Below are 21,419 nucleotides of genomic sequence, written 5' to 3' on the forward strand. Positions count from 1 at the left end.
CTGCTTTCTTTATGTTGGTTAGTCTTTAAATTCCGCAGCGATGGTTTTAAATTGACTCTCGGTCTGCAAGAAAGCATCGACTACTTTGGGATCAAAGTGCTTGCCTTTACCTTCTAGAATGATTTCTTTCGCTTTGTCGTGAGAAAAAGATGGTTTGTAAACACGTTCCGAAATGAGTGCTTCGTAGACATCTGCTAAAGCCATGATTCGACCCGAAATAGGAATCTCTTCGCCCTTTAAGCCTTGCGGGTAGCCAGAACCATCCCACTTTTCATGGTGACACTCAGCAATTTCGCGGGCATAGCGTAAGAAAGACGTTTGGTCTTTTCCGACTGCAGCCTGCGCGGCCATCAGCGCTTGTGCCCCGAGAGAAGCATGAGTCATCATGATTTTAAACTCGTCCGCGTCAAGTTTGCCTGGTTTTAAAAGAATGTCATCGGGAATCCCAACCTTGCCAATATCATGTAAGGGGGCAGAGCGGTACATAAGATCAATATTTTCGCTGTTCAGCTCGTCAAGATGAAAGCCGTTTTTCATTAGCTGTGTTGCTAAAGTTTTAACATAATATTGCGTTCTTCGAATATGGTTGCCTGTTTCGTTATCTCGTGTTTCTGCTAGGGAAGCCAAGGCATGTATAGTGATGTTTTGGGTAACAAAAACTTCTCTTGTACGTTCAGCAACTCTCTCTTCTAAAACCTTGTTGTATTGTTCTAAATGTGTTTGCGCATCACGCAGTTGTAATATGTTGCGAACTCGTGTGAGTACGATAGCAGGGGAAAACGGCTTGCTAATGTAATCAATGGCGCCAAGCTCTAAGCCTTTTTCTTCATCATGGAATTCGCTCATAGCAGAAACAAAGATTATCGGAATGTCTTTAGTTTCTGGGCGTTCTTTTAGTATGCTGCACAGCTCGTAGCCATCCATATCAGGCATCATGATATCAAGCAAAATAAGATCTGGCGTGACAACGTTTTCAATTCGTTCTATCGCTTGTTTGCCATTTTTAGCAACAATTACGCGATATTTATCCTTTAAAGTACCAGATAAAACAGTAATGTTGGCAGGTTCATCATCCACTACCAAAATAGTTTTTAGGCCCTGGTCGCTCATTTATGCTCCTTTAAGTTCAGCCTAAAGTGCGAATTGTCGTTCACAATGCTCACACTTCATTGCTTCTTATGCTATAGCAAATCAACAACTAGGTGTTAGCTACATTAGGTACAGTTTTCGTTAAGGAGTGTGCGAATAAATCAGCTCTTAACTTATTGTTTCAGTCTAGGGGAATACTTTATCTGCTTAACGACGCCAGCAAACCTTAAGCGTAAGCATTCATTAAGAAACCTGTAAGAAGATAGTCGTTAAATTTCTGTCTAAAGGGCTTTTTATGGACTTTGCTCGCCGTGCGCTGCAGCGCATTATTTTTACTGGATTATTTATTAGTTTGGGAGCAGGTGCGATTGCTTGGTTTATGGCAGTAGAGAATGCCGAGCGCGAATCAGTTGATCTTGCTATGGACGTTACGCGCGATACCATTATACATTTTGGTTTAATGGAAGCTAAGCCTGAGCGCATTACAGCGGTTGCGGAACAAGTCACACAAAGCCTAGTGTTAGATTGGTTTGATATCGTAGAGCTCTATGATGTTGAGGGGAGAAAGCTATCGGAGTCTCTGACTGAAAATGGTCGTAAAATTGAAGATGAATTGCCTCACCATGATAAGCCAGAATCTTTAGAGCCAGCCTACGAAAGCATTAAAACAGTTAATGACGGCTGGGTTCTTAGAATTTTCGTTCCCATTGAAACACAAAATCCTGATATCTGGGGCTATGTGGAAGGTGTCAGGGTTGTTCCAGACTGGCAAAAAGCCGATATCCGACATTATTCATTAATGGTTGCTCTGCTTTCAATGGGAGCGGTTTGGTTGTGTGCATTGGTCATTTATCCAACTATTGTTTACCTCAACCGTGAGCATATTCGTCAATCCAATGAAATTTTAAAGGGCAACATTGATATGATGCTGGCTTTAGGTAAGGCAATCGCTCTGCGTGACTCTGATACCGGAGCCCATAATTATCGAGTTGCATGGATGGCTGTCGAGATAGCAGAAAAAGTATCTTTAGATACGGATCAGATTAAGGCCTTGATTCTTGGGAGCTACCTCCATGATGTAGGGAAAATTGCTATCTCAGATACCATCATGCTCAAGCCAGGCCGACTTGATGAAAATGAAATGGCGATCATGAAGACGCATGTTGAGGAGGGCGTCAGAATGGTGGAAGGGATTAAATGGTTGGAGTCTGCTGCTCCAGTTATAGGTTCGCATCATGAAAAGTGGGATGGTTCCGGTTATCCGAAGCAATTGTCAGGCGAGACAATTCCACTTAATGCACGGATATTTGCCATTGCAGATGTGTTTGATGCGCTTTGCTCCGAGCGCCCTTACAAAAAACCGTTTAGCTATCAGGAAGCCCTGAATATCATAAAAGAAGGGCGGGGAAGTCACTTTGATCCATGTTTAGTTGATCTATTTGAGGGGCAAGCCAGACGCTTCTACGATCAACTAGTAGGGCTTGATGAAGTAAGCTGTCATAGGCTTATACAACATAAGATTGATCGCTACTTTTTTGGCCTAAGATAAAATATCGCACCATAATCTTGCTAGGTATTATTATTGTTGTTGAACTGCTAGGATCAAGGGAGTGAGACAGTAGGAGGGGTGATGTGCTATGAAAATCGTAATTTTAGATGATTATCAAGATGTTGTGCGAGATCTTCAGTGCTTCGATGTGTTAGCGAAGCATGAGGTAGTGGTCTTAAATCACACCTATGCGGAAGACGCCTTAGCGAGAAGGCTGCATGATGCCGACGCGATAGTATTAATACGTGAACGTACAGTGATCACGGAGTCTCTTCTTAAAAAACTTCCAAACCTAAAGCTCATTAGTCAGACCGGTAAGGTGAGCAATCATATTGACGTGGCATTATGTCAACGATATGGAGTGAAAGTACTGGAAGGTGTTGGCTCTCCAGTCGCCCCATCTGAGTTGACTTGGGCTTTGATTATGTCAGCTTCACGGCATATTCCTACTTACTCGAATAACATGCGTGCAGATCAGTGGCAGGATTCCGGTCAGTTAGGTTTAGGTCGTACCCTTAGAGGGCTGACAATAGGGATCTGGGGCTATGGCAAAATTGGTCAACAGATAGCCAAGTATGCCAAAGCATTTGATATGCATGTTCTGGTTTGGGGGAGTGAAAACTCACGCCAAAAGGCGCTTGAAGATGGGCTACGTGCAGCAGACAGCAAGCAGAACTTTTTCAGTCACTCTGATGTAATTAGTTTGCATCTTCGCCTGAATGACGCGACTCGAGCTTGTGTTAAAGCAGAAGATTTAGCCTTAATGAAAGAAGACGTTTTGTTTGTGAATACCAGTAGAGCCGAGTTAATTGAACCCTATGCTTTGTTCGAAGCGTTGCGCCATCATCCTCATCGACAAGCGGCTGTGGATGTATTTGATATAGAGCCTGCGTTGCTTGAAAACGAGCCTCTACTTACTCTTGATAATGTGACGGCGACACCACACATTGGCTATGTAGAAAAAAACAGTTATGAACTCTATTTCAGTGTTGCGTTTGAAAACATAGTGAAATGGGTGTCTGAATGATCAGTTGATATGATCTAAATGCGTTTGTTATTTTATAGGTATAAAAAGTAAAATTTATTTTCTATTTATCTATCTCTGTATTACATGTAATGCAGAGTTGGTTAAGTTCACAGAAATGCTCCGAATGGGGCATTTTTTGTTTTTCTTTGATCATACATGCGTATTTTTGAATAGCTCTCACTGAATTTTGATCGCGACAGTTTATATTACTCGCCATATTAATGGAGTAGCATATGAGTCTACATCGGCCTCATCATAAGGATCCGCTTTGGACGTTGTTCTTAATATTACTGCTCCCATCTTCTTTCTTATCCTACTGGGCTTTTTAGGTACACGGTTTCAATTCCTGCCTAAAGAGGCTCTGCCTGCTATGAGCCGGCTCGTGCTGTATTTCGCGCTGCCTTCGGTGATGGTGACGAAAATATCGTCTTTAGACTTAAGGGCGGTGGTTGATCTTTCTTATATGTTAGTTTACGCCTTAGGGGGAGTAATAGCCTTTGCGCTGACGATTGCGGTAACACGTATCTTTTTGAAAGAGAGCTGGGTTGTGTCAACTGTGAGTGGCATGGGGGCGATGATGCCAAACAGTTCTTTTATTGGCTTTCCAATCTTACTGCAATACTTAGACAATGCCCCAGCGCAAGCATTCGCTATGTCATTAGTGGTTGAAAATATCTTATTTCTACCAATCGCTTTGATTCTTATTGAGTCTGTTTATCACCATGAGCCAGGGGTAGGCAAAAAGGTTTTTGCTAATGTGGCAAAACGTATTGTTACTAACCCGATCATTTTGTCAGTATTTGCTGGTGTGTTGTTATCTCTACTTGGTATTCATTTGCCGAGTTTTGTCGATGGCTCATTGAGCCTTTTAGCGATGGCAGCGGCGCCTTGTGCCTTGATTGTGATTGGGGGTTCGCTGGTTGGTGTGACAGTCCAAGGAAGCAAAGTTCGAACTGCCTTGGTTGCGAGTATGAAACTGCTGGTATTTCCGTTGGTGGTATTTGCTTGTTTGCAGCTTTTCCCGCAAATGCCTAACGAACTTCGCATCGCGGTATTGCTCTTTGCCGCTATGCCAATGTTCAGCATTTATCCAATTATCTGTGGGGAATATGGTCAACGAAGCTTTTGTGCCAGTACTTTGATGGTGACAACAGTACTTTCCTTTGTGAGCATTAGCGCATTGCTTTATTTGCTTAATCTATAAAATGCGAGATCTAAAAGGATATTTTTTACTCAACTTCCTATGGAATGTCGTAAATCCTTAGTTTTGTCGTAAATGGAGAGATGTTAGGCGTAATTAGCAAGCTATTAGATATGATTAACGCCTATCATAAATCTCGACATCGCGTCATATATTTGCTCTGCCCGATATTGTATGCGAAGTCCTCTATGGAATGGTGATCTATCTTTATTGCCTTCAAACGGTTGCTTAGCTTTCATAAATGGGGGATTGCTAAGTTATCTCAGATCAAGTGCATCCTTTTGTGTATTTGATCTGTCGAAGGCGATTAACGTCACCCTTTAAGGGACGTATGCATGACTCTTCAACACCCTGCATACTTCCCTTTTTTTATACCCGTTATTTTTCTTGTCGATGTCACTCTGCTTTTTCCTTCAAACACGCTAAAGTTACCTTCTTCTGTCGATCTTATTTTTAAGAAGGGGTGCTAAATGGATCAAACTTACCGTGGTTCCTGTTTATGTGGAAACGTGGCATTTCAGTTAGAAGGCTCGTTTGCGAAATTCTATTTATGTCACTGCAGTCGCTGCCGTAAAACCTCTGGTTCAGCCCATTGTGCAAACTTATTTGCGCCGGGTGCCAAGCTCACTTGGCTAAAAGGGGAAAAGGAGGTGTCGTTCTATCACTTACCTGATACACGTTTCGCACGCTCCTTTTGCAAAACTTGCGGCTCAATGATGCCAACCGATGTTAACAGCGGACAGCTTGTGGTTGTGCCGGCAGGATGTTTAGACAGCGAGGTGGCGTTGAAGCCTCAAGCGCATATTTGCTGTGACAGTCGTGCCAATTGGGATGACGGCTTTGAGGACGTGGTTTGCTTTTCAGATATGCCAAGCTGATTGGTGTTCAAGTGGTATAGCATCAAATCGCTTTGATGCTCTCGCCACATTCGATTTGATAAGAAAGTTCAATGACTTGTTTTTGAAAGGGAGCGCCTTGCAACCCTTTTAGTAGTGCTTCAGCCGCTAATCGTCCCATTTCTTCTCGAGGGGTAATGACTGTCGCTAGCAGGGGTACCATAGCCCGGGCAATGTCATGGCCGTGAAAACCAGCAATGCCAATCTGTTCGGGCACTTTTAAGCCTTTCTTTTGACAAGCATATAATGCACCGATTGCTAGGTCATCATTGGTGCAAAAGATACCATCAATGTCTGGGTGTTGTGTTAATACCTCATCTAAGAACTGAGCACCTAAGGTAAAAGATGAAGCGCTATGTGTTTCTTTAATGATCGGATGTAGGTTGTTCGCTTGCATGGCTTGTTTATAGCCTTCAATTTTTTGCAGCGTCCGTTGGTCCATTCGGGCAGCGAAGTAGACAATATTGCGGTGGCCATGGTCTATCATGGTTTGAGTCATCTCTCGCGCCGCAGAGCAGTTATCAATCCCAATAATATGTAACGGACTGCTCGAGGTGGAATCCATAATTTCAATCACTGGAATCCCTGCATTTTCGAGCATTTTTTGTGCTTTTGGGGTGTGTTGACTCTCAGAGATAATCAAAGCATCAACGTTATAGGACAGTAGGGTAGCGATGCGCTGCTCTTCCAATTCTGGGCTGTAACCAAAGTGTGCCAGCATAGTTTGGTAGCCTTCTGGTTCCAAAACGGTTTCAATGCCGCGAATAACCTCGGCAAACACTTGGTTTGTTAATGAGGGCAGTAGGACGCCAATGGCGTGGCTTTTAGATTTCGAGAGAATGTCAGGAGCACGATTAGGGATGTAACCTAGCTCATCAAGTGCCGCTTGGATGCTATCTCGTAATGCACCAGACACTTGTTCTGGGTTACGAATAAAGCGACTGACGGTCATTTTTGTTACTCCGACAAGGTCAGCCACATCCTGTAAAGTAGGGCGCTTTTTCTTCATTATGATGGATCTTTTTTTCTATTGTTAACGGTAACATTACCACATGCCGCTTCCTGTGCGAATGTGATAATGTCGAAAAAAGCAAAGGATAAGAATAAGTTAGCTGAAATTTTAATACTTTGATGTAAACGCCAGCTACACATGATCAACGAGCTTCTAACGCAGCAACACTTTGCGCGAACACCTCGTCAAGTGATTGGGAAATATCCACGGCAATAACGTCTGCTTCGCCAATCGGCTCTTCTAGGGTAGCGAATTGACTTTCGAGCATGCTTTTTCCGTTGAAGTAATGTCCCGCACGTTTTTGATGGCGTTGCCAAATCGTATCGAAGTCCCCTTGCAGATAAACGATGGCTAAGTCTTCGACACCGTTGCGTAGGATGTCACGATAAATCGGTTTGAGGCTGGAGCATGCAACCACTGCAGTATCGTTCCCTTTTAAAATACCGTTTAACGTCTCTAGCCAACCAAAACGATCTTCATCAGTCAAAGGAATGCCTTGGCGCATTTTTTCTACGTTGGCATCACTGTGGTAATCATCCCCGTCGAAAAATGGGTAGCCATAATGCCCCGCTAATTTTTGGCCCATGGATGATTTACCACATCCAGATACGCCCATTACAATGATTTTTCTAATCATTTTTGTGTCTCCTGCAAAGTGCCAAACGGCACTTTGCGTTTTCCGTTTGTCCGTACCTGTTGACTTGGAGTTTATTTCCACCAAATTGCCAATTCAGGGAAAAAGATTACTAGAGCCAATACCGCGATTTGTATGCCAATAAATGGCAGTAGTGAGCTAAAGATCTCACCAAGGCTGATATCTTTTGGTGCCACAGATTTTAAGTAGAATGCGGCTGGACCGAATGGCGGTGAAAGGAAAGACACCTGCATGTTTAGACAGAACACAACACCGAACCACACTGGATCTAGACCAAGGTTAGTAATAATAGGTACGAAGATCGGCATGGTGAGTAGCGCAACGCCCACCCAATCCAAGAACATGCCAAGTACCAGAAGAATGACCATCATGATCAAGATGGTACCCATAACACTGCCGCCAGATAGGGCAAGGATGGTTTCCTCAACGAAGTCGATACCGCCCATTAGGTTATATACACCAACCAATGCCGTCGCACCGATACCAATCCAAATGATCATGCCACAAGTGCTCATAGTGGCTTTGGCACTTTCTTTAAGCATGTCAAAGTTCAGTTCGCCACGAATCCAAGCGCTGATTACGATACCGACTACACCTAGAGCAGACGCTTCGGTGACTGATGCCACACCGGTATAAATGCTGCCAAGCACCACGGCTACCGATAAAAAAGGAAAGAACAGCGCTTTGAAATAATTTGTTTCCTTGCCTTGAGCAAGCTCTTCATTGCTTGGTAAAGGCGCATATTCAGGATGCATGTGGCTCACAACGAGTACATAAATCATGTACGCCGCAGCCAAAATCAATGCTGGCAAAAACGCGGATTTGAATAGGTCACCGATTGACACACTGGCGGTGAGGCCGTAGATGATCAATACAATACTGGGTGGCAACATGGTACCTAACGCACCACCCGCACAGGTCGTACCGATTGCTAGTTTGCGGTTGTAACCAAGACGCAGCATTTGTGGTAAGGCAAGAATGCCCAGCAGAACGGTTTCACCACCGATCACCCCAGACATGGAGGCAAGAATAACAGCAACGACAAGTGTCTGTACGGCAACCCCGCCACGAACTTTACGGCCAACGACTTTCATGGCATCGAATAAATCTCGAGCAATGCCTGAGCGGTCCAGTAACGCGGCCATGAGCACGAACATGGGGACAGCTAGGAAAACGTAACCGCCAACAAAACTGTACAGACGACTGGTTACCAATGGCAAAGCGTCAACGCCAAACCAACCAATGGCAAACACTAAGGCGACTAGGCCTGTCACCATGGCCAACTGCATACCGGTCAGTAGCAGAAGGATCATGGAGACCAGCATTAATAGGCTGCCGTAGCCAATGCCTAAACTCGATAGATCAAACATTTTATGACTTCCTTAGATTCAGCACTTCTTGGATTAAGTGAAGCGCGAACTGCACGAACATCACGCACATGGTGACGAAAATAGTAATTTTTACGTAGGCAGGAAACGCTGGGTTCCACGCCGAGCCTGATGTTTCAAAGTGAATGTCACCAAAAGGCGTTAGCACAGCACTTAAGGTCATCTGGTAAGCGGCATAGGCGAGTAAGCCTGAAAAAATAAGCCCCATAATGTGATGGAATACATTAAGGTACTGACGTGTGCGTTCTGATACAGCGTCGTAAATCAGCACTACGCGCACGTGTTTGTTGGTCGCTAAGGCGTAAATTCCACCAAATACAAACAGACAACCGCCAATAAAAGACGCGGATTCATGTACCCAAATGGTGGGAGAGTTGAACACGTAACGCATCACTACTTCGTAAAAGGAAATGGCTACCGTGAACAGGAATAACAAGCTTAAAGCATTGCCGATACGGACAATGGCTTTGTCTAGCAGATTGCGAGGTTGCTCTGCCGCATCCTCTGAGTGTGGAATAGGGGTGTCTTTATTCATGGGGTAGGATCCAGTTTAAAACAGGAGCCAGTGAGCTTGTTCAACTACAAGCACGCAAGCTCCTGTTTTGATTTGGCGGTGGACTTCTTAGAGATTAAAGAAGGCCGTTTTCTTCTAGGTATGACGTAATAGAGTCATACACTTTTTGAGCGTTCGGCGATTGCTTGGCAAACTCCGCCCATTGTGTGCGAGCGATTTCACGGAATTTTTTACGCTCTTCTGCAGACCAATCATGAATCGTGATGTTTGGGTCTTGCTGTGCCACTTTCACGGCTTTTTGATCAGCGATACGCAGTTGTGTTGTGATGTCATTGGCAAAGTCACGCACTGAAGTGGTCATGATTTCTTGCAGATCTTCAGGCAGTTTTTCCCACTTTTTCATACTCATTGATACGTCGATCAAAGGAAGTGAGTGGAATCCAGGTTGTACTGGATGTGTTGCGATGTCGTTCATGCCCGCTTTTTGGTTCGTAGAGAACACCGTGTAATCAGCTGCATCGATAACGCCTTTGCTCAAACCTGTGAATACTTCAGAACCTGGTAGGTTAACCGGTGCCGCACCTGCTGCTGCGAAAACGCGCTGTACCAAGCCTTCTGGTGCACGTAGTTTTAAGCCCTTCAGATCTTCAACACCATCCAGAGGGACGCGTGATACGAATGACTCTACGCCTGTTGTAGAACCGCCGATGAATTTCACGCCGTAAGGTGCGTAAAGTTCGTTCATTAGTTCGTAACCGCCACCGTAGTTGATGTATTGAAGTAATTGAGTGGTATCTGACCAAGCTCCTACTGTGTTACCAATCAAGCCAAATGCAGCGTCCTTGCCTGAGAAGAATTCTGTAGCGGTGATTTGGCCATCAAGAATCCCCATCTTGATGCCATCAAGTGTTTCCGTGTGTTTGAAAACACTGCCTACTGGCAATAGGTTGATCTTGATACGACCACCCGACATACGCTCAACGCGTTCAGTCCATTCTTTTTGGATTTGGAAGTTTTTATCACCTGATGGGTCAGATGATTGGAACTTGAAAGTGTAGTCTGCAGAGAATGCTACAGTAGATAGGGCGCCTGCAACGGTAGCCGTGATTAGCGTTTTAGCGAATTTGCTCATGGTCTCTTCCCGCTATTTATTGTTTTAAAGGAATATGAAGTTATAGGTGACAAAGAAATGTTACCGGTAACTAGGTGGCAATGTTACCGATAACATAAAATGGGCGTCAATAGGTTTTGTGGAATATTTTACCGGTAACATGAAAATCTTAGGTCAATTTTCTAAGAAGTTTCGAGAAATGAAGGGCTTAGCAAAATGTTAATTTTGCCCTAGCGATGTTTGTTTTGGGGAGTTGAGTTGGCTGCAGGCAATAAGTATATGTTAGAGGGTACTAAAAATCTGTTTGAGCTCATTTAACAGCCATTTGACACCTGGGCCGATGGCACTACCTCGTTGCCAGACCAAGTCAATCGGTACTTGCCATGTGAGGTGGTCGAACGTGACATCCAGTCTCACAAGCTGCTTAGCTTCGATTGAGTTTGTTACGAGATATTCCGGTAGGTAGCCCCAGCCGACATTCTGCTGAATCAATGACAAGGCGTTTAAACTACTTGAACACCACCAGACATTAGGGGACATGCTGACCAACATTGGAGGTTCGGTCTTTTGACTACCGCGAATGGTCAATTGGCGGTGAGGAAATAGATCGGTTTCGTTGATATGTTTACGGTTGGCGAGAGCATGATTCGGATGACAGACCGGCACCATAGGCAGATGGCCGATATAAGCAAAGTCGACTTCCTTAATGGTAGCTGGCTCAGAAAACATAAGCCCTAGTTCGGCCTTACCATGTTGTACTAATGGCACGATATCTGGTGATGGACGATTCAAAATATCAAGTTGGGTATAAGGGAAGCGCTTTGCAAATTGTGCTAACAACTGATTAACCCTTGGCATCAACAATGCGTCGTCAATCACGATACAGAGTTCGCTTTCTTCTTGCTTATTGATCGATTTGGCGATCAGTTCAAATTCATCAGATTGTGCCAGCAGGGCTTTGGCGCTGCGATAGAGCCTTTCACCTGCTGGCGTCAGCACCGGTTTTCGAGTGCTACGATCAAATAACTCCACATTCAAGTCGATCTCAAGAGTACTGATGCCGTGGCTGACTGCGGACTGAACTTTGCCTAGGTGTCTGGCGCAGGCAGAAAAAGAGCCTAAGTCTGCCGAGAGGACTAACATGCGAATGTGCTCTAAGTTTTGCATATGAAATTATTCGATAGTTATTAACTTTTAATCATCTTATATATCGATAGTATTGGCGTCAATTGTGTCCAAGCTGGCTTGAATAGATGAGGTGTAGCATGAGTTGGTTATTTCTAATTTTGGCGGGATTGACGGAAATTGGTTGGCCTTTAGGGATGAAGTTGGCGCAAACATCAGCGATAAAATGGCCCGGGATACTCATGGCGGTGGTGTTTATGGTGCTGAGTGGTTATCTACTTTGGTTGGCACAAAAGGGCATTCCCATGGGCACCGCTTATGCCGTCTGGACGGGCATAGGCGCAGCAGGTACATTTTTAGTTGGGGTCGTGTTTTTTGGCGATGCGAGCTCTTTGATGCGTTATTTAGGCATTTTAATGATACTTTCAGGTGTGATCGTGCTGAAATTGGCTCATTAGCGCTCGTTTCTATACAGAATTTGGCATTCCCTTGGGACCTGTAATATAGTTTTTACTTAAGCAAGGTAACTTTGCATTGTTTACCTTGCTATTTTTTTGGAAACAAGGAGTGTGCTTTGCTGTCCCCAGAACAAAAGCTTGTCATCATTGAAACGGTTCGTGAGGTGAGCAAGCAAGAGATCTTGCCACGTTTTAGAGCCTTATCAGAAGACCTAATAGATACCAAATCAGGATTTGATGACTTGGTCACGATTGCTGATGTGGCAGCGGAAAAAGCGATGACGGAACGTTTTCGCAAGCAAATTCCAGCCGCTTTAATCGTGGGTGAAGAAGCGGTTGCCGCCAATCAGGCAGTGTTAGATAGTTTGGACAGTGAGTCTCTGGTGATTATTATTGATCCGATTGATGGCACTTGGAATTATGCTAACGGAGTGTCCAATTTTGGCGTCTTGATTGCGGCAGCTTATCAAGGAGAAACCGTCTTTGGTTTGCTTTACGATGTCATCAATGATGATTGGATCGAAGCCAGCAAAGGCGAGGGAGCTTGGTACGTTAAGCTAGGCAAAACACCTCGCAGACTCAAATTATCACAGGCTCCTGCAGACCAAAAATTAGTGGGTATTTATTCACCGTTTCTGTTTAAGGATATGGCGCAGCGTCAGCAAGCAGCGATGACGCAGGTAAATTATGCTCGCGTTATTTCGATGCGCTGTAGTTGTCACGAGTATCGTACGATGCTGGGCAATAGTATCGATTTCTTTATCAGCCCAAAGCCTAACTCTTGGGATCATGCAGCAGGCATTTTGGCGTTCCAAGAAGCTGGTGGTGTCGTCGCCATGCAGGATGGCTCCGAATACCGTCCCTCAATACGTACCGGTATGATTATCGCGGCGCGTAATCTAGATGTATTACGTCAGATTCAACAAGACTTTTCTTGGTATCAACCACTTTAAATATCCAGTCCAAAACAAGGTGCCTGCTGATCTATGTTAGTGACAAATTCTTTTAGCAGTGTTCTGACTCGTTGTTTGTCAGGACGCTCGCTATAATCTTGTAGCGACCACAAGGCAATGTCTCGACGGGGTGATTGATCCTCTTCAATATTCAGCATTTGTTCCGGTTTCACGGCACCAGACATTAACGCAAGACGAGCAGGCAGACGCACTAGCATTTCGCTGTTTTGCAATAAATGCATAACTGAATGAATGCCACCCGTGAACGCAATCTTGGCTGCGTTACTTAATAACTCATCATTTTGAGCATTCATAAAGCCTGCGCTGGCGCCTGCGATAAACCATTTGCAACGTTCTAATTCCGTCTTCTTAATTGATCTATTTAGGCCAATGAGAGGGGATTTTGCGCCGGCAAAAACCGCTGCACGATCACGAAACAGTACATCCCGAGCGAGCTCTCGTTGCGCAACCGTGACATGGGCAGGTCCCAGTAAAAAGTCCAGTTGCTCTCGCTTTAGTAATTCAATTTGCGTGGCAGCGGAGCCAGTTCGGAGATGGAATACAAATCGCGGCTCAGCTAAGAAGGCTTCCGTCGTTTGAGTAACGGTGGAGTATTCCCACAGTGGATCAATGCCGATAGAGAATTGGTTATGAAAACCACTGTGCCACTGGCGGATGATCTCATTTCCTTGCTCTGCTTCCGCCAAAATTTTCTCTCCCAATTGCCCTAAACGCTCGCCGATTTCGGTGGCAACCACCCCATAACGGGTGCGCTTTAAAAGAGGGGCTCCGACTTTCTGCTCTAGCTGTTGTATCGAGCGCGTCAAGGTGGGTTGAGTGATGAACAGCTGCTCAGCTGCTGCTGAGATGGAACCTTGTTTAATAATGATCGCTAGTTGTTTGAGATGGTTTGGATTCATATATGCAAATTCTTTGTTTATAGGTTTAAAAAGCAATTTTTATTTATATTCAATCTAAACTAGAGTGGATAAAAATAACAACAAGGAAATACAACTATGCAATTTCATCTAAACGGTTTCTTCCCTGGCGATCCTCGATTCGCAGACCCACAAGATCGTGTTGTAGCGCCCCCTTTAAAGCGCCCATTGCCAGAATACGTTGATGTGATGATTGTGGGCTGTGGTCCTGCAGGCTTGAACTTAGCGGCGCAATTGTCCAAGTTTGCGGATATCAAAACTTGCATCGTCGATTACAAAGATGATCGTCTCTTGGTCGGACAAGCGGATGGTATTGCTTGCCGCACCATGGAAATGTTCCAAGCGTATGGCTTTGCTGACCAAATTGCGCAAGAAGCCTACTGGGTAAACGAAACAGCATTTTGGAAACCCAGTGCGGACAACGGTGAGCACATTGCTCGCAGTAGCAAGATCCAAGATGTGGAAGATGATCTATCAGAATTCCCACACGTGATCATTAACCAAGCTCGTGTGCATGACCATTTCCTAGAGGTGATGCGTCAAAATCCAGCGAAAATCGAGCCTTACTATTCACGTAAGCTGGTTTCCGTTGAAGTGGATCAAGAGAGCAAAGACTACCCCGTGACCTTAACGTTTGAGCGTGTGGTGAATAACTCGCAATACATGATCGAACATGAAGTGGTACATGCGAAGTATGCGGTGGGTTGTGACGGCGCACGCAGCTCTGTTCGTCAATCAATTGGCCGTGAATTGGTGGGCGATTCGATCAACCAAGCTTGGGGTGTGATGGATGTTTTGGTGGAAACTGACTACCCAGACATTCGCCTGAAAAGTGCGATTCATTCCAATCATGAAGGCAACATGCTGATTATCCCGCGTGAGGGGGGGTACATGGTTCGTCTGTATATTGAATTGGATAAATTGGCACCAAACGAGCGCATTGACCGCAACAGCATCACCCCAGAATACTTGATCAAAGCGGCAAATCGCATCATGCAGCCGTATACTTTGAATGTGAAACAGGTGGCATGGTGGAGTGTCTACGAGATCGGTCAGCGTTTGACGACGGCCTTTGATGACTCAGAAGAAGGTCAATTACCGCGTGTGTTCTTGGCTGGGGATGCCTGTCATACCCACAGCCCTAAAGCAGGACAAGGCTTAAATACGTCGGTGAATGACACTTGGAACCTCGGTTGGAAATTAGCCCACGTCTTAACAGGTCGTGCTGCACCAGAGCTGTTGTTGACCTATTCACAAGAGCGTCAACATGTGGCACAGCAATTGATCGATTTTGATCGTGAGTTCTCGAAGATGTTTAGTGCTAAACCTAAATCTGTGACCAATCCTGATGGTATTGATCCCGCAGAGTTTCAACGCTACTTCCAACAGTTTGGCCGTTTCACTGCTGGGACCGCCATTCGTTATGAAGTAGAGGTGCTAGGCTTAGATGATCAACATCAAGCCCTAGCAGAAGGTGAAACCATCGGTATGCGTTTCCACTCGGCACCAGTGGTACGTGTCGCAGACGCTAAACCGATGCAGCTAGGGCATTGTGTAGAAGCAGATGCTCGTTGGCACTTATTTGTTTTTGCTGGCGAGCAAGATCTGGCAAACGGCTTAGCCGATCTAAATCAGCTTTGTGATTATCTCGTGCATGAACCTGCTTCGCCGATCGTACGCTATACCAGAGCTGGAGAGGATATTGATTCGATCATAGATGTGCGTGCAATCTTGCCGTGTGCACACCGAGATGTGGATTTAACGCAAGTACATTCATTGCTACAACCTCTTAAAGGGAAGCTTGGTCTTCGCGACTATGAGAAGTTGTTTGCCTTGAGTGCAGATCAAACGAAAGACATTTATACGTTGCGCGGTATTGATCGCAAAGATGGGTGTATAATTGTTGTTCGACCTGATCAGTACGTAGCCGATATTATGCCGTTAGATAATCTGACACGGCTGCAGACTTTTTTTGACAAGGTACTTCTGTAATAGGCCAGTTGTACTTGGCGAAGCGTCAGCATTAATAAATGCTGGCGCTTTTTTTTGCCCTCAATTTTGTTTTTTATGGGATATGTGGAAACAAGTGGTATGCTTATCGAACTAAGCAAAATGTTGATCTAGCTGACTGTGGCGACAATAGTTATTTCATCTTTGCCTGATCTGCCATCTTGATTATAGTGACGTATATGACTTTGCAGCATGTTCCTTTTTGCCCGACACCTATTGAATGGTTAGATGCTTTTACTGGCCCTTTTGAGATTTTCAATTCATTGGCTAAACTTCTGGAACATACAGGAGCCATATCTCATTGGGCAATGGTGCTAAAAAATGGCCAAGGTATTTATGTTGAAGAAGGGCATGTTAAGAAGATTTCTCAAACTTCGATTAAGTCATTAGAATGGTTTGAGTTGCCTCAAGCAGGCTATATGGGAGTCCCCCTTTATGTTGACTCAAATTTTATACATGATGCTTTGCCCGTCATAAATGCTTTATTTCCAATTCATCCATCAGTAGCGCCTCAAAATAAATTAGAAGACATAGCTGATCTCGTTGATCAATTGCCTTTCTTAATCTCAATACTTGATACGGAATTGCGCTATCAGTTTGTTAATGAAACCTATGAAGCGACTTATCAATTGTCACGCGATGAAGTAATAGGAAAACATGTTACTGAGGTGGCGGGACCTGAGCAGTTTGAAAAGGTTAAAGGCGCTTTGGCAAGACCTTGGCTGGAGAGCAAGTAGATGCGCATTTTCCAGCTGTTTTTAAAGGTCGTAATGGAATTTTCAATCAACAATACATTGCCTGTTCTTTTATTCCGAAGCGCAAACATGGCATCGTTGAGGGCGTTTATGTTTGTGTGCGTGATCAGACTCCCTTAAAGCGTATAACGACAGCCTTGCAGAAATTTCATGACATTACCTCGAATAGTCATATCAGCTTACACGATAAAATTAACAGAGTGTTGTCCTTAGGTTGCGAGATATTGAATTTGCCCATGGGGGTAGTTAGCAATATAGAGGGTGACCGATACGAGGTGCTGTATTGCCATTGTGAGGAAAATGCCTTCAAACCAGGTGATGTATTTGATCTTAATACTTGTTATTGCTATCACACGCTGAAGCGCGGTCAAGTCACAGGCTATTACCATGCTGGTGCCAGTGACATTTCTACGCATCCTTGTTATTTGATGCACAAGATCGAATCTTATCTTGGTGTCGCTATTTATCAGAATGATAAAGTCTTTGGCACAATAAATTTCTTTGGTCACGAGATACGTTCTGCAGATTTCAACGAGGATGAATACGAGTTAGTGAAACTGTTTGGTCAGTGGCTTGAAAGCGAATTGACAAAACAAGCGAATAAGAAAGCGATTTTAGAGGCTGAGCAACACTACCGCCTCATTATCGAGTCCGTTAGGGATGGCATTGTTGGAGCGGATCATGATGGCAATATCATTTTTGTAAACAAAGCAGCTGCGTCTTTGGTAGCGTATGAGCCCCATGACTTGATCGGCAAATCAGTTACTTGTCTTTTACGTTCAGAGCGCAATAACGAAGCAGAACAAAGCCATTATGAAAACTTGCTGCTTCATGCTGTGTGCAGGCAGTACAAAATTGCCAGTACCGATGCGAAATTTGCTCGTGCGGATGGTAGCTGCTTTCCAGTCCAATTCTCTTGTACCCCCTTAGTGGAGGGGCAGGAAAATGGCCTGTCTTGCGTGATTACCTTTCAAGATATTACGGACCAAAAAGAAACAGAGAATGCCTTACAAGAGCAAATGGAGATGTTTAAGTCTCTATTTATGGATGCTCCTGAGGCAATTGTCGTCGTGGATGAACATCGTCTTATTAGGATGGTCAATCCGATTGCACTGCAAATGTTTGGGTACTCAGAAAGTCAGTTAATTGGTAAGAGTCCTCGATTTTTATATGCGGACACGGACTCGTTTGATCAAGTGGGTCTAGCTTTTCTGCAAGAAAAACATCCTGAGCGCGAAGAGTACCGTATGGTATACCGTTGTGCGGACGGCTCAGAAATTATTACAGATAATGTGCGTAGTAAAATTACCAATGAAAATGGTGAATTGGGTGGTTTCATTATTCACGCTCGCGATATTTCTTCGCGGTTAGAGATTGAAGCAAACATCGCCAAAACACAACGGCGTTTGAGTATTGCGACTGAATCAGCACGTATCGGTGTTTGGGAGATGGATCTGCAGACTCAAGAGCTGGTTTGGGATCAACGTATGTTTGAGCTCTATCAGATGGATTATGTATCCGATAGCTTAGATTATTCAGTTTGGTCGAGCTTTGTTCATCCTGATGATAAAGAGCGTGTTCTAGCCACTGTCGCCTCAGCCATCAGGCTACAAACGGATCTTGACGTAGATTTCAGAATCGTCTTAAGGAATGGGGCAGAGCGACATATTAAAGCCTGTGCTCGAACAGCCTTGGATACAGATGGAAATTCTTTGTATTTGTTTGGTACGAATATGGATATTTCGGAACGCTACGAGACTGAGCTGGTATTAAAACATGCCCGAGAAGAGGCGATCAAAGCCAGCCAAGCGAAAAGTAATTTCCTTGCCACCATGTCCCACGAGATTCGCACGCCATTAAATGGCGTTTTGGGGATGACAGAGATCTTATCTAATTCAGATCTGACCAAAGAGCAGCGTAATCAGTTAAAGATCATTCAGAGCTCAGGTGAAAGCTTGCTTGAACTAATCAACGAAATTTTAGACTTCTCCAAAATTGAAGCGGGTCACTTATCCCTTGAAATCATCGATTTTGATTTAGAGGGGTTAGTTTATGATTTGTCGCGTTTGTTAGTGCATAAAGCCGAGTCAAAAAAAGTCGACCTGCTTGTTGAATATGGCCTTAGTGAGTTTTCAGCGGTTCAGGGGGATGCCTATCGCATACGTCAAATCTTACTTAACCTAGTCGGGAATGCCATTAAGTTTACCGAAGTAGGACAAGTTATCATTCGTGTCACTGGTGCTGTTTCGAAGACGGGCAATAATCTTGATATCACAATAAGCGTCATTGATTCGGGGGTTGGTATATCCGAAGAAGCCCAACGCAGACTCTTTCAGGTGTTTATGCAAGCGGATAACTCGACCACACGAAAATTTGGTGGTACCGGATTGGGGCTGGCGATTACCAAACAATTGGTTGACTTGATGGGCGGTGAGATCTCTCTCGAAAGTACGGTTGGTAAAGGGTCTGCATTTCATGTTTCGCTTTCTTTAGGCATTGCTGAGAAGCCTTCAAAGCGATTGTTAGCTGGCCCTCAGCAGGCCGAATTCTCAAAAGTGTTAGTGGTGGACGATAACGCAACTAATTTAGCGATACTGCAAAATCAGTTAGAACTGTGCCAGCTTAAAGCGGAGTTTTTTCAATCGCCTCATCAAGCCTTCGCTAGCGTTATCGATGCTGCAAAACAGAATGATCCATATGACTTATTGATTCTGGATTACCTAATGCCTGATTTGGATGGGTTAGCTTTTAGTAAGGGGGTGCATGATCTTGTTGCAGAAAGTTTACTTCCTAAAGTGTTGTTAATCTCTTCGGCAGGGGCTCTATCAAGTCGGGAGCTTAAAGACTCTGGCGTATCGAAATGCATTAATAAACCTGCGAGTGTTCACGAACTCAAAAGAGGCATTGATAGCTTACGTGGTCTTGAGGCCAGCTGTCATTATGTCGCTAGTGATGCAAAAACAGATGAGCAATCAGAGTTTAACAGTAAGCAGCTTCATTTAAATGCGGCTAAAATCCTTGTTGTTGAAGATATGAAAGCTAACTTGGCTGTAGTGAAAGGCATGTTGTCTCATTATGATGTTCAAGTGGAAGTGGCGGAAAATGGACTTGCAGCCATTGAAAAGTGGCAACAATTCAAGCCTGATCTAATCTTAATGGACCTACATATGCCAATTATGGATGGCATCACAGCCATTAAGCAGATTCGCTCTTTAGAGCAGTCGGGTGAACGCATTCCAATTATTGCGTTAACTGCGGATGTTCAGCCTGAGCGTATAGAAGAAGTAAAACGAATTGGTGGAGATGGCTATCTTTCGAAGCCTTTCAAAGGGGCGGAACTGGTTCGAACAATTTCTGCTTGGTTAACTTGCGGTGAAAAGAAGGAAGCTAATGGAAGTGACGTTATGAATTCATTAGAACGAGAGGAATCAAATATTTTGGAAGATGCATTGGACGAATCCGTATTGAAAAGTCTAGAAGAAATTCTAGGTGATCAAGTTCAAGAGATTGTTGTCGCCTTTTTGCAAGATGCGGATGGTGTTATGAGTGCGTTAGACGCTGCTGATGCGTCTAATGATATAGACGCCATGTACCGTCCTGCTCATAGCCTTAAATCTGTCAGTGCCAATGTGGGAGCGATGGCCTTGAGTGCTAAAGCTGCCGAGTTAGAGTCAGAAGCAAAAGCCGGTGTTGTAGATCAGCCGCATGTAAAAATAGAGGCAATTAAGGAAGAATTTGCTCGTGTTAAAACACATTTAAAAAGGATCGGGAGGCTTCCTTGAAGATACTGATTGCAGAGGATGCACCATCAGATCGTATGTTGTTAAGACTTCACTTAGAAAAGCTTGGGCACCAAGTAAGTGAAGTAAGTGACGGCGCAGAATTAGTGGAGTACTTTTTTGAGCATTCTGCTGAATATGACTTACTCGTTGTTGACCTCAATATGCCAAATAAGACGGGTGTTGAGGCAGTGAATCAAATTAGGGCATTCCAAGGGGGCTATGACGCGAATTGGGTGCCTATCATTATTTTGAGTGGCTCTGAATCTGATAGTGATATTCTGCGTTGTATCGAAGCGGGGGCCGATGCTTATTTAATCAAACCAATACAGCATAAAGTATTGGCTGCTAAGCTAATGGCGATGACGCGATTAGCAGATATGCGTAAGCGTTTAATAGCGATGAATGCAAGATTAGAAGCCCTCTCTACAACCGATTATCTTACGAATTTACCAAATCGACGGGCGTTTGAGAAAAATCTACAGGATGAAATGGCCAAGTCAGATCGCTATGAGCAAAGCTTATGTGTTGCTGTAATCGATATAGATCATTTTAAACAGATTAATGACACCTACGGACACGAAGGTGGTGATGTGGTGTTAAAGGAGCTATCTCGACGATTGGAGAAGGATAAACGAGCAGGGGATCAGTTTGGGCGAATCGGCGGAGAAGAGTTTGGCTTATGCTTGCCTTACACTGATCTTGAAAATGCTTTGATCGCATGTGAGCGATACCGCCAGCTGTTAACGCAAGAGCCATATCTTTATGGCGATCGCCGTATCAACTTAACGGTTAGTATTGGCCTGTGCGAATTTACATCTGAAAACAATCAATTAGAACTCATTAAGCAGGCTGACGCGGCTTTGTACAAGGCTAAGCGCACTGGTCGAGATCGTGTGGTTGTGATGGGAGTTGACAATAACTGATTCGCTTTTGCTCTAAAATTTTAAATGAAAAAG

The 21,419-nt window shown here is 44.2% G+C and carries 18 protein-coding genes; 10 read left to right on the plus strand and 8 right to left on the minus strand.

Annotated features, from left to right (window positions below):
- Positions 1-18: 18 nt before the first annotated feature.
- Entirely contained in the window at positions 19-1,110 is a 1,092-nt protein-coding gene (locus ASC49_RS05990; protein ID WP_055462319.1) for a response regulator, read from the minus strand.
- Between the two features lie 274 nt (positions 1,111-1,384).
- Here ASC49_RS05990 and ASC49_RS05995 point away from each other — a divergent pair, with 274 nt between their 5' ends.
- From ASC49_RS05995 to ASC49_RS06010, 4 genes are all read left to right on the plus strand, one after another.
- Positions 1,385-2,638 (plus strand): HD-GYP domain-containing protein, encoded by a 1,254-nt coding sequence (locus ASC49_RS05995; protein ID WP_055462320.1) that lies wholly within the window; start codon positions 1,385-1,387, stop codon positions 2,636-2,638.
- Between the two features lie 88 nt (positions 2,639-2,726).
- Positions 2,727-3,665, plus strand: a complete 939-nt coding sequence (locus ASC49_RS06000; RefSeq protein WP_055462321.1) for a D-2-hydroxyacid dehydrogenase family protein — start codon at positions 2,727-2,729, stop codon at positions 3,663-3,665.
- Between the two features lie 268 nt (positions 3,666-3,933).
- Positions 3,934-4,869: an AEC family transporter gene (locus tag ASC49_RS06005; protein WP_055462322.1), complete on the plus strand. Its 936-nt coding sequence runs from the start codon at positions 3,934-3,936 to the stop codon at positions 4,867-4,869.
- A 467-nt stretch (positions 4,870-5,336) separates the two neighbouring features.
- Complete coding sequence (locus ASC49_RS06010) at positions 5,337-5,744, plus strand: GFA family protein (protein ID WP_055462323.1); 408 nt, start codon at positions 5,337-5,339, stop codon at positions 5,742-5,744.
- 22 nt (positions 5,745-5,766) lie between these two features.
- On the opposite strand, the gene gntR is transcribed toward ASC49_RS06010, so the two are convergent.
- The 6 genes from gntR to ASC49_RS06040 all read right to left on the minus strand — a co-directional run bounded on the left by gntR (position 5,767) and on the right by ASC49_RS06040 (position 11,609).
- A complete protein-coding gene (gntR, locus tag ASC49_RS06015) occupies positions 5,767-6,771 on the minus strand; it encodes a gluconate operon transcriptional repressor GntR (protein ID WP_055462324.1) in 1,005 nt (334 codons plus the stop codon).
- Between the two features lie 145 nt (positions 6,772-6,916).
- Positions 6,917-7,411 (minus strand): gluconokinase, encoded by a 495-nt coding sequence (locus tag ASC49_RS06020; protein WP_055462325.1) that lies wholly within the window; start codon positions 7,409-7,411, stop codon positions 6,917-6,919.
- Positions 7,412-7,482: 71 nt separating this feature from the next.
- A complete protein-coding gene (locus tag ASC49_RS06025) occupies positions 7,483-8,799 on the minus strand; it encodes a TRAP transporter large permease (RefSeq protein WP_055462326.1) in 1,317 nt (438 codons plus the stop codon).
- 1 nt (position 8,800) lies between these two features.
- On the minus strand, positions 8,801-9,352 hold the full coding sequence (locus tag ASC49_RS06030; RefSeq protein WP_055462327.1) for a TRAP transporter small permease subunit: 552 nt from the start codon (positions 9,350-9,352) through the stop codon (positions 8,801-8,803).
- 94 nt (positions 9,353-9,446) lie between these two features.
- A complete protein-coding gene (locus tag ASC49_RS06035; RefSeq protein WP_055462328.1) occupies positions 9,447-10,463 on the minus strand; it encodes a TRAP transporter substrate-binding protein in 1,017 nt (338 codons plus the stop codon).
- Positions 10,464-10,724: 261 nt separating this feature from the next.
- Complete coding sequence (locus tag ASC49_RS06040; RefSeq protein WP_055462329.1) at positions 10,725-11,609, minus strand: LysR family transcriptional regulator; 885 nt, start codon at positions 11,607-11,609, stop codon at positions 10,725-10,727.
- Positions 11,610-11,707: 98 nt separating this feature from the next.
- On the opposite strand from ASC49_RS06040, the gene ASC49_RS06045 reads away from it, so the two are divergent.
- Together ASC49_RS06045 and ASC49_RS06050 are read left to right on the plus strand one after the other, a co-directional pair.
- Positions 11,708-12,025, plus strand: coding sequence for a DMT family transporter (locus tag ASC49_RS06045; RefSeq protein ID WP_055462330.1), 318 nt, complete (start codon positions 11,708-11,710; stop codon positions 12,023-12,025).
- Between the two features lie 116 nt (positions 12,026-12,141).
- Positions 12,142-12,978: an inositol monophosphatase family protein gene (locus ASC49_RS06050; protein WP_055462331.1), complete on the plus strand. Its 837-nt coding sequence runs from the start codon at positions 12,142-12,144 to the stop codon at positions 12,976-12,978.
- Here ASC49_RS06050 and ASC49_RS06055 read toward each other — a convergent pair.
- Positions 12,975-13,898, minus strand: coding sequence for a LysR family transcriptional regulator (locus ASC49_RS06055; RefSeq protein ID WP_055462332.1), 924 nt, complete (start codon positions 13,896-13,898; stop codon positions 12,975-12,977). The genes ASC49_RS06050 and ASC49_RS06055 overlap by 4 nt on opposite strands.
- 96 nt (positions 13,899-13,994) lie before the next feature.
- On the opposite strand from ASC49_RS06055, the gene ASC49_RS06060 reads away from it, so the two are divergent.
- The 4 genes from ASC49_RS06060 to ASC49_RS06075 all read left to right on the plus strand — a co-directional run bounded on the left by ASC49_RS06060 (position 13,995) and on the right by ASC49_RS06075 (position 21,386).
- Complete coding sequence (locus ASC49_RS06060; protein ID WP_055462333.1) at positions 13,995-15,908, plus strand: FAD-dependent monooxygenase; 1,914 nt, start codon at positions 13,995-13,997, stop codon at positions 15,906-15,908.
- 197 nt (positions 15,909-16,105) lie between these two features.
- The gene (locus tag ASC49_RS06065; RefSeq protein WP_055462334.1) at positions 16,106-16,663 is read left to right on the plus strand and encodes a PAS domain-containing protein; all 558 of its coding nucleotides are present in this window, start codon (positions 16,106-16,108) and stop codon (positions 16,661-16,663) included.
- Positions 16,645-20,463 carry a PAS domain S-box protein gene (locus ASC49_RS06070; RefSeq protein WP_055462335.1) on the plus strand — a complete coding sequence of 1,273 codons (3,819 nt, stop codon included), beginning with the start codon at positions 16,645-16,647 and terminating at the stop codon, positions 20,461-20,463. The genes ASC49_RS06065 and ASC49_RS06070 overlap by 19 nt, the downstream gene beginning before the upstream one ends.
- Entirely contained in the window at positions 20,460-21,386 is a 927-nt protein-coding gene (locus tag ASC49_RS06075) for a GGDEF domain-containing response regulator (RefSeq protein WP_055462336.1), read from the plus strand. Before ASC49_RS06070 ends, ASC49_RS06075 begins: the two co-directional genes overlap by 4 nt.
- The last annotated feature ends 33 nt before the right edge of the window (positions 21,387-21,419 follow it).

Origin of the sequence: Marinomonas fungiae (assembly GCF_001418205.1) — a bacterium.
GTDB lineage: Bacteria > Pseudomonadota > Gammaproteobacteria > Pseudomonadales > Marinomonadaceae > Marinomonas > Marinomonas fungiae.

Excerpts from the sequence above, each read along its gene's own strand:
- ASC49_RS05990 (WP_055462319.1), bottom strand. The coding sequence starts at position 1,110 with ATGAGCGACCAGGGCCTAAAAACTATTTTGGTAGTGGATGATGAACCT.
- ASC49_RS05995 (WP_055462320.1), top strand. The coding sequence starts at position 1,385 with ATGGACTTTGCTCGCCGTGCGCTGCAGCGCATTATTTTTACTGGATTA.
- ASC49_RS06000 (WP_055462321.1), top strand. The coding sequence starts at position 2,727 with ATGAAAATCGTAATTTTAGATGATTATCAAGATGTTGTGCGAGATCTT.
- ASC49_RS06010 (WP_055462323.1), top strand. The coding sequence starts at position 5,337 with ATGGATCAAACTTACCGTGGTTCCTGTTTATGTGGAAACGTGGCATTT.
- gntR (WP_055462324.1), bottom strand. The coding sequence starts at position 6,771 with ATGAAGAAAAAGCGCCCTACTTTACAGGATGTGGCTGACCTTGTCGGA.
- ASC49_RS06020 (WP_055462325.1), bottom strand. The coding sequence starts at position 7,411 with ATGATTAGAAAAATCATTGTAATGGGCGTATCTGGATGTGGTAAATCA.
- ASC49_RS06025 (WP_055462326.1), bottom strand. The coding sequence starts at position 8,799 with ATGTTTGATCTATCGAGTTTAGGCATTGGCTACGGCAGCCTATTAATG.
- ASC49_RS06030 (WP_055462327.1), bottom strand. The coding sequence starts at position 9,352 with ATGAATAAAGACACCCCTATTCCACACTCAGAGGATGCGGCAGAGCAA.
- ASC49_RS06035 (WP_055462328.1), bottom strand. The coding sequence starts at position 10,463 with ATGAGCAAATTCGCTAAAACGCTAATCACGGCTACCGTTGCAGGCGCC.
- ASC49_RS06040 (WP_055462329.1), bottom strand. The coding sequence starts at position 11,609 with ATGCAAAACTTAGAGCACATTCGCATGTTAGTCCTCTCGGCAGACTTA.
- ASC49_RS06045 (WP_055462330.1), top strand. The coding sequence starts at position 11,708 with ATGAGTTGGTTATTTCTAATTTTGGCGGGATTGACGGAAATTGGTTGG.
- ASC49_RS06055 (WP_055462332.1), bottom strand. The coding sequence starts at position 13,898 with ATGAATCCAAACCATCTCAAACAACTAGCGATCATTATTAAACAAGGT.
- ASC49_RS06060 (WP_055462333.1), top strand. The coding sequence starts at position 13,995 with ATGCAATTTCATCTAAACGGTTTCTTCCCTGGCGATCCTCGATTCGCA.
- ASC49_RS06065 (WP_055462334.1), top strand. The coding sequence starts at position 16,106 with ATGACTTTGCAGCATGTTCCTTTTTGCCCGACACCTATTGAATGGTTA.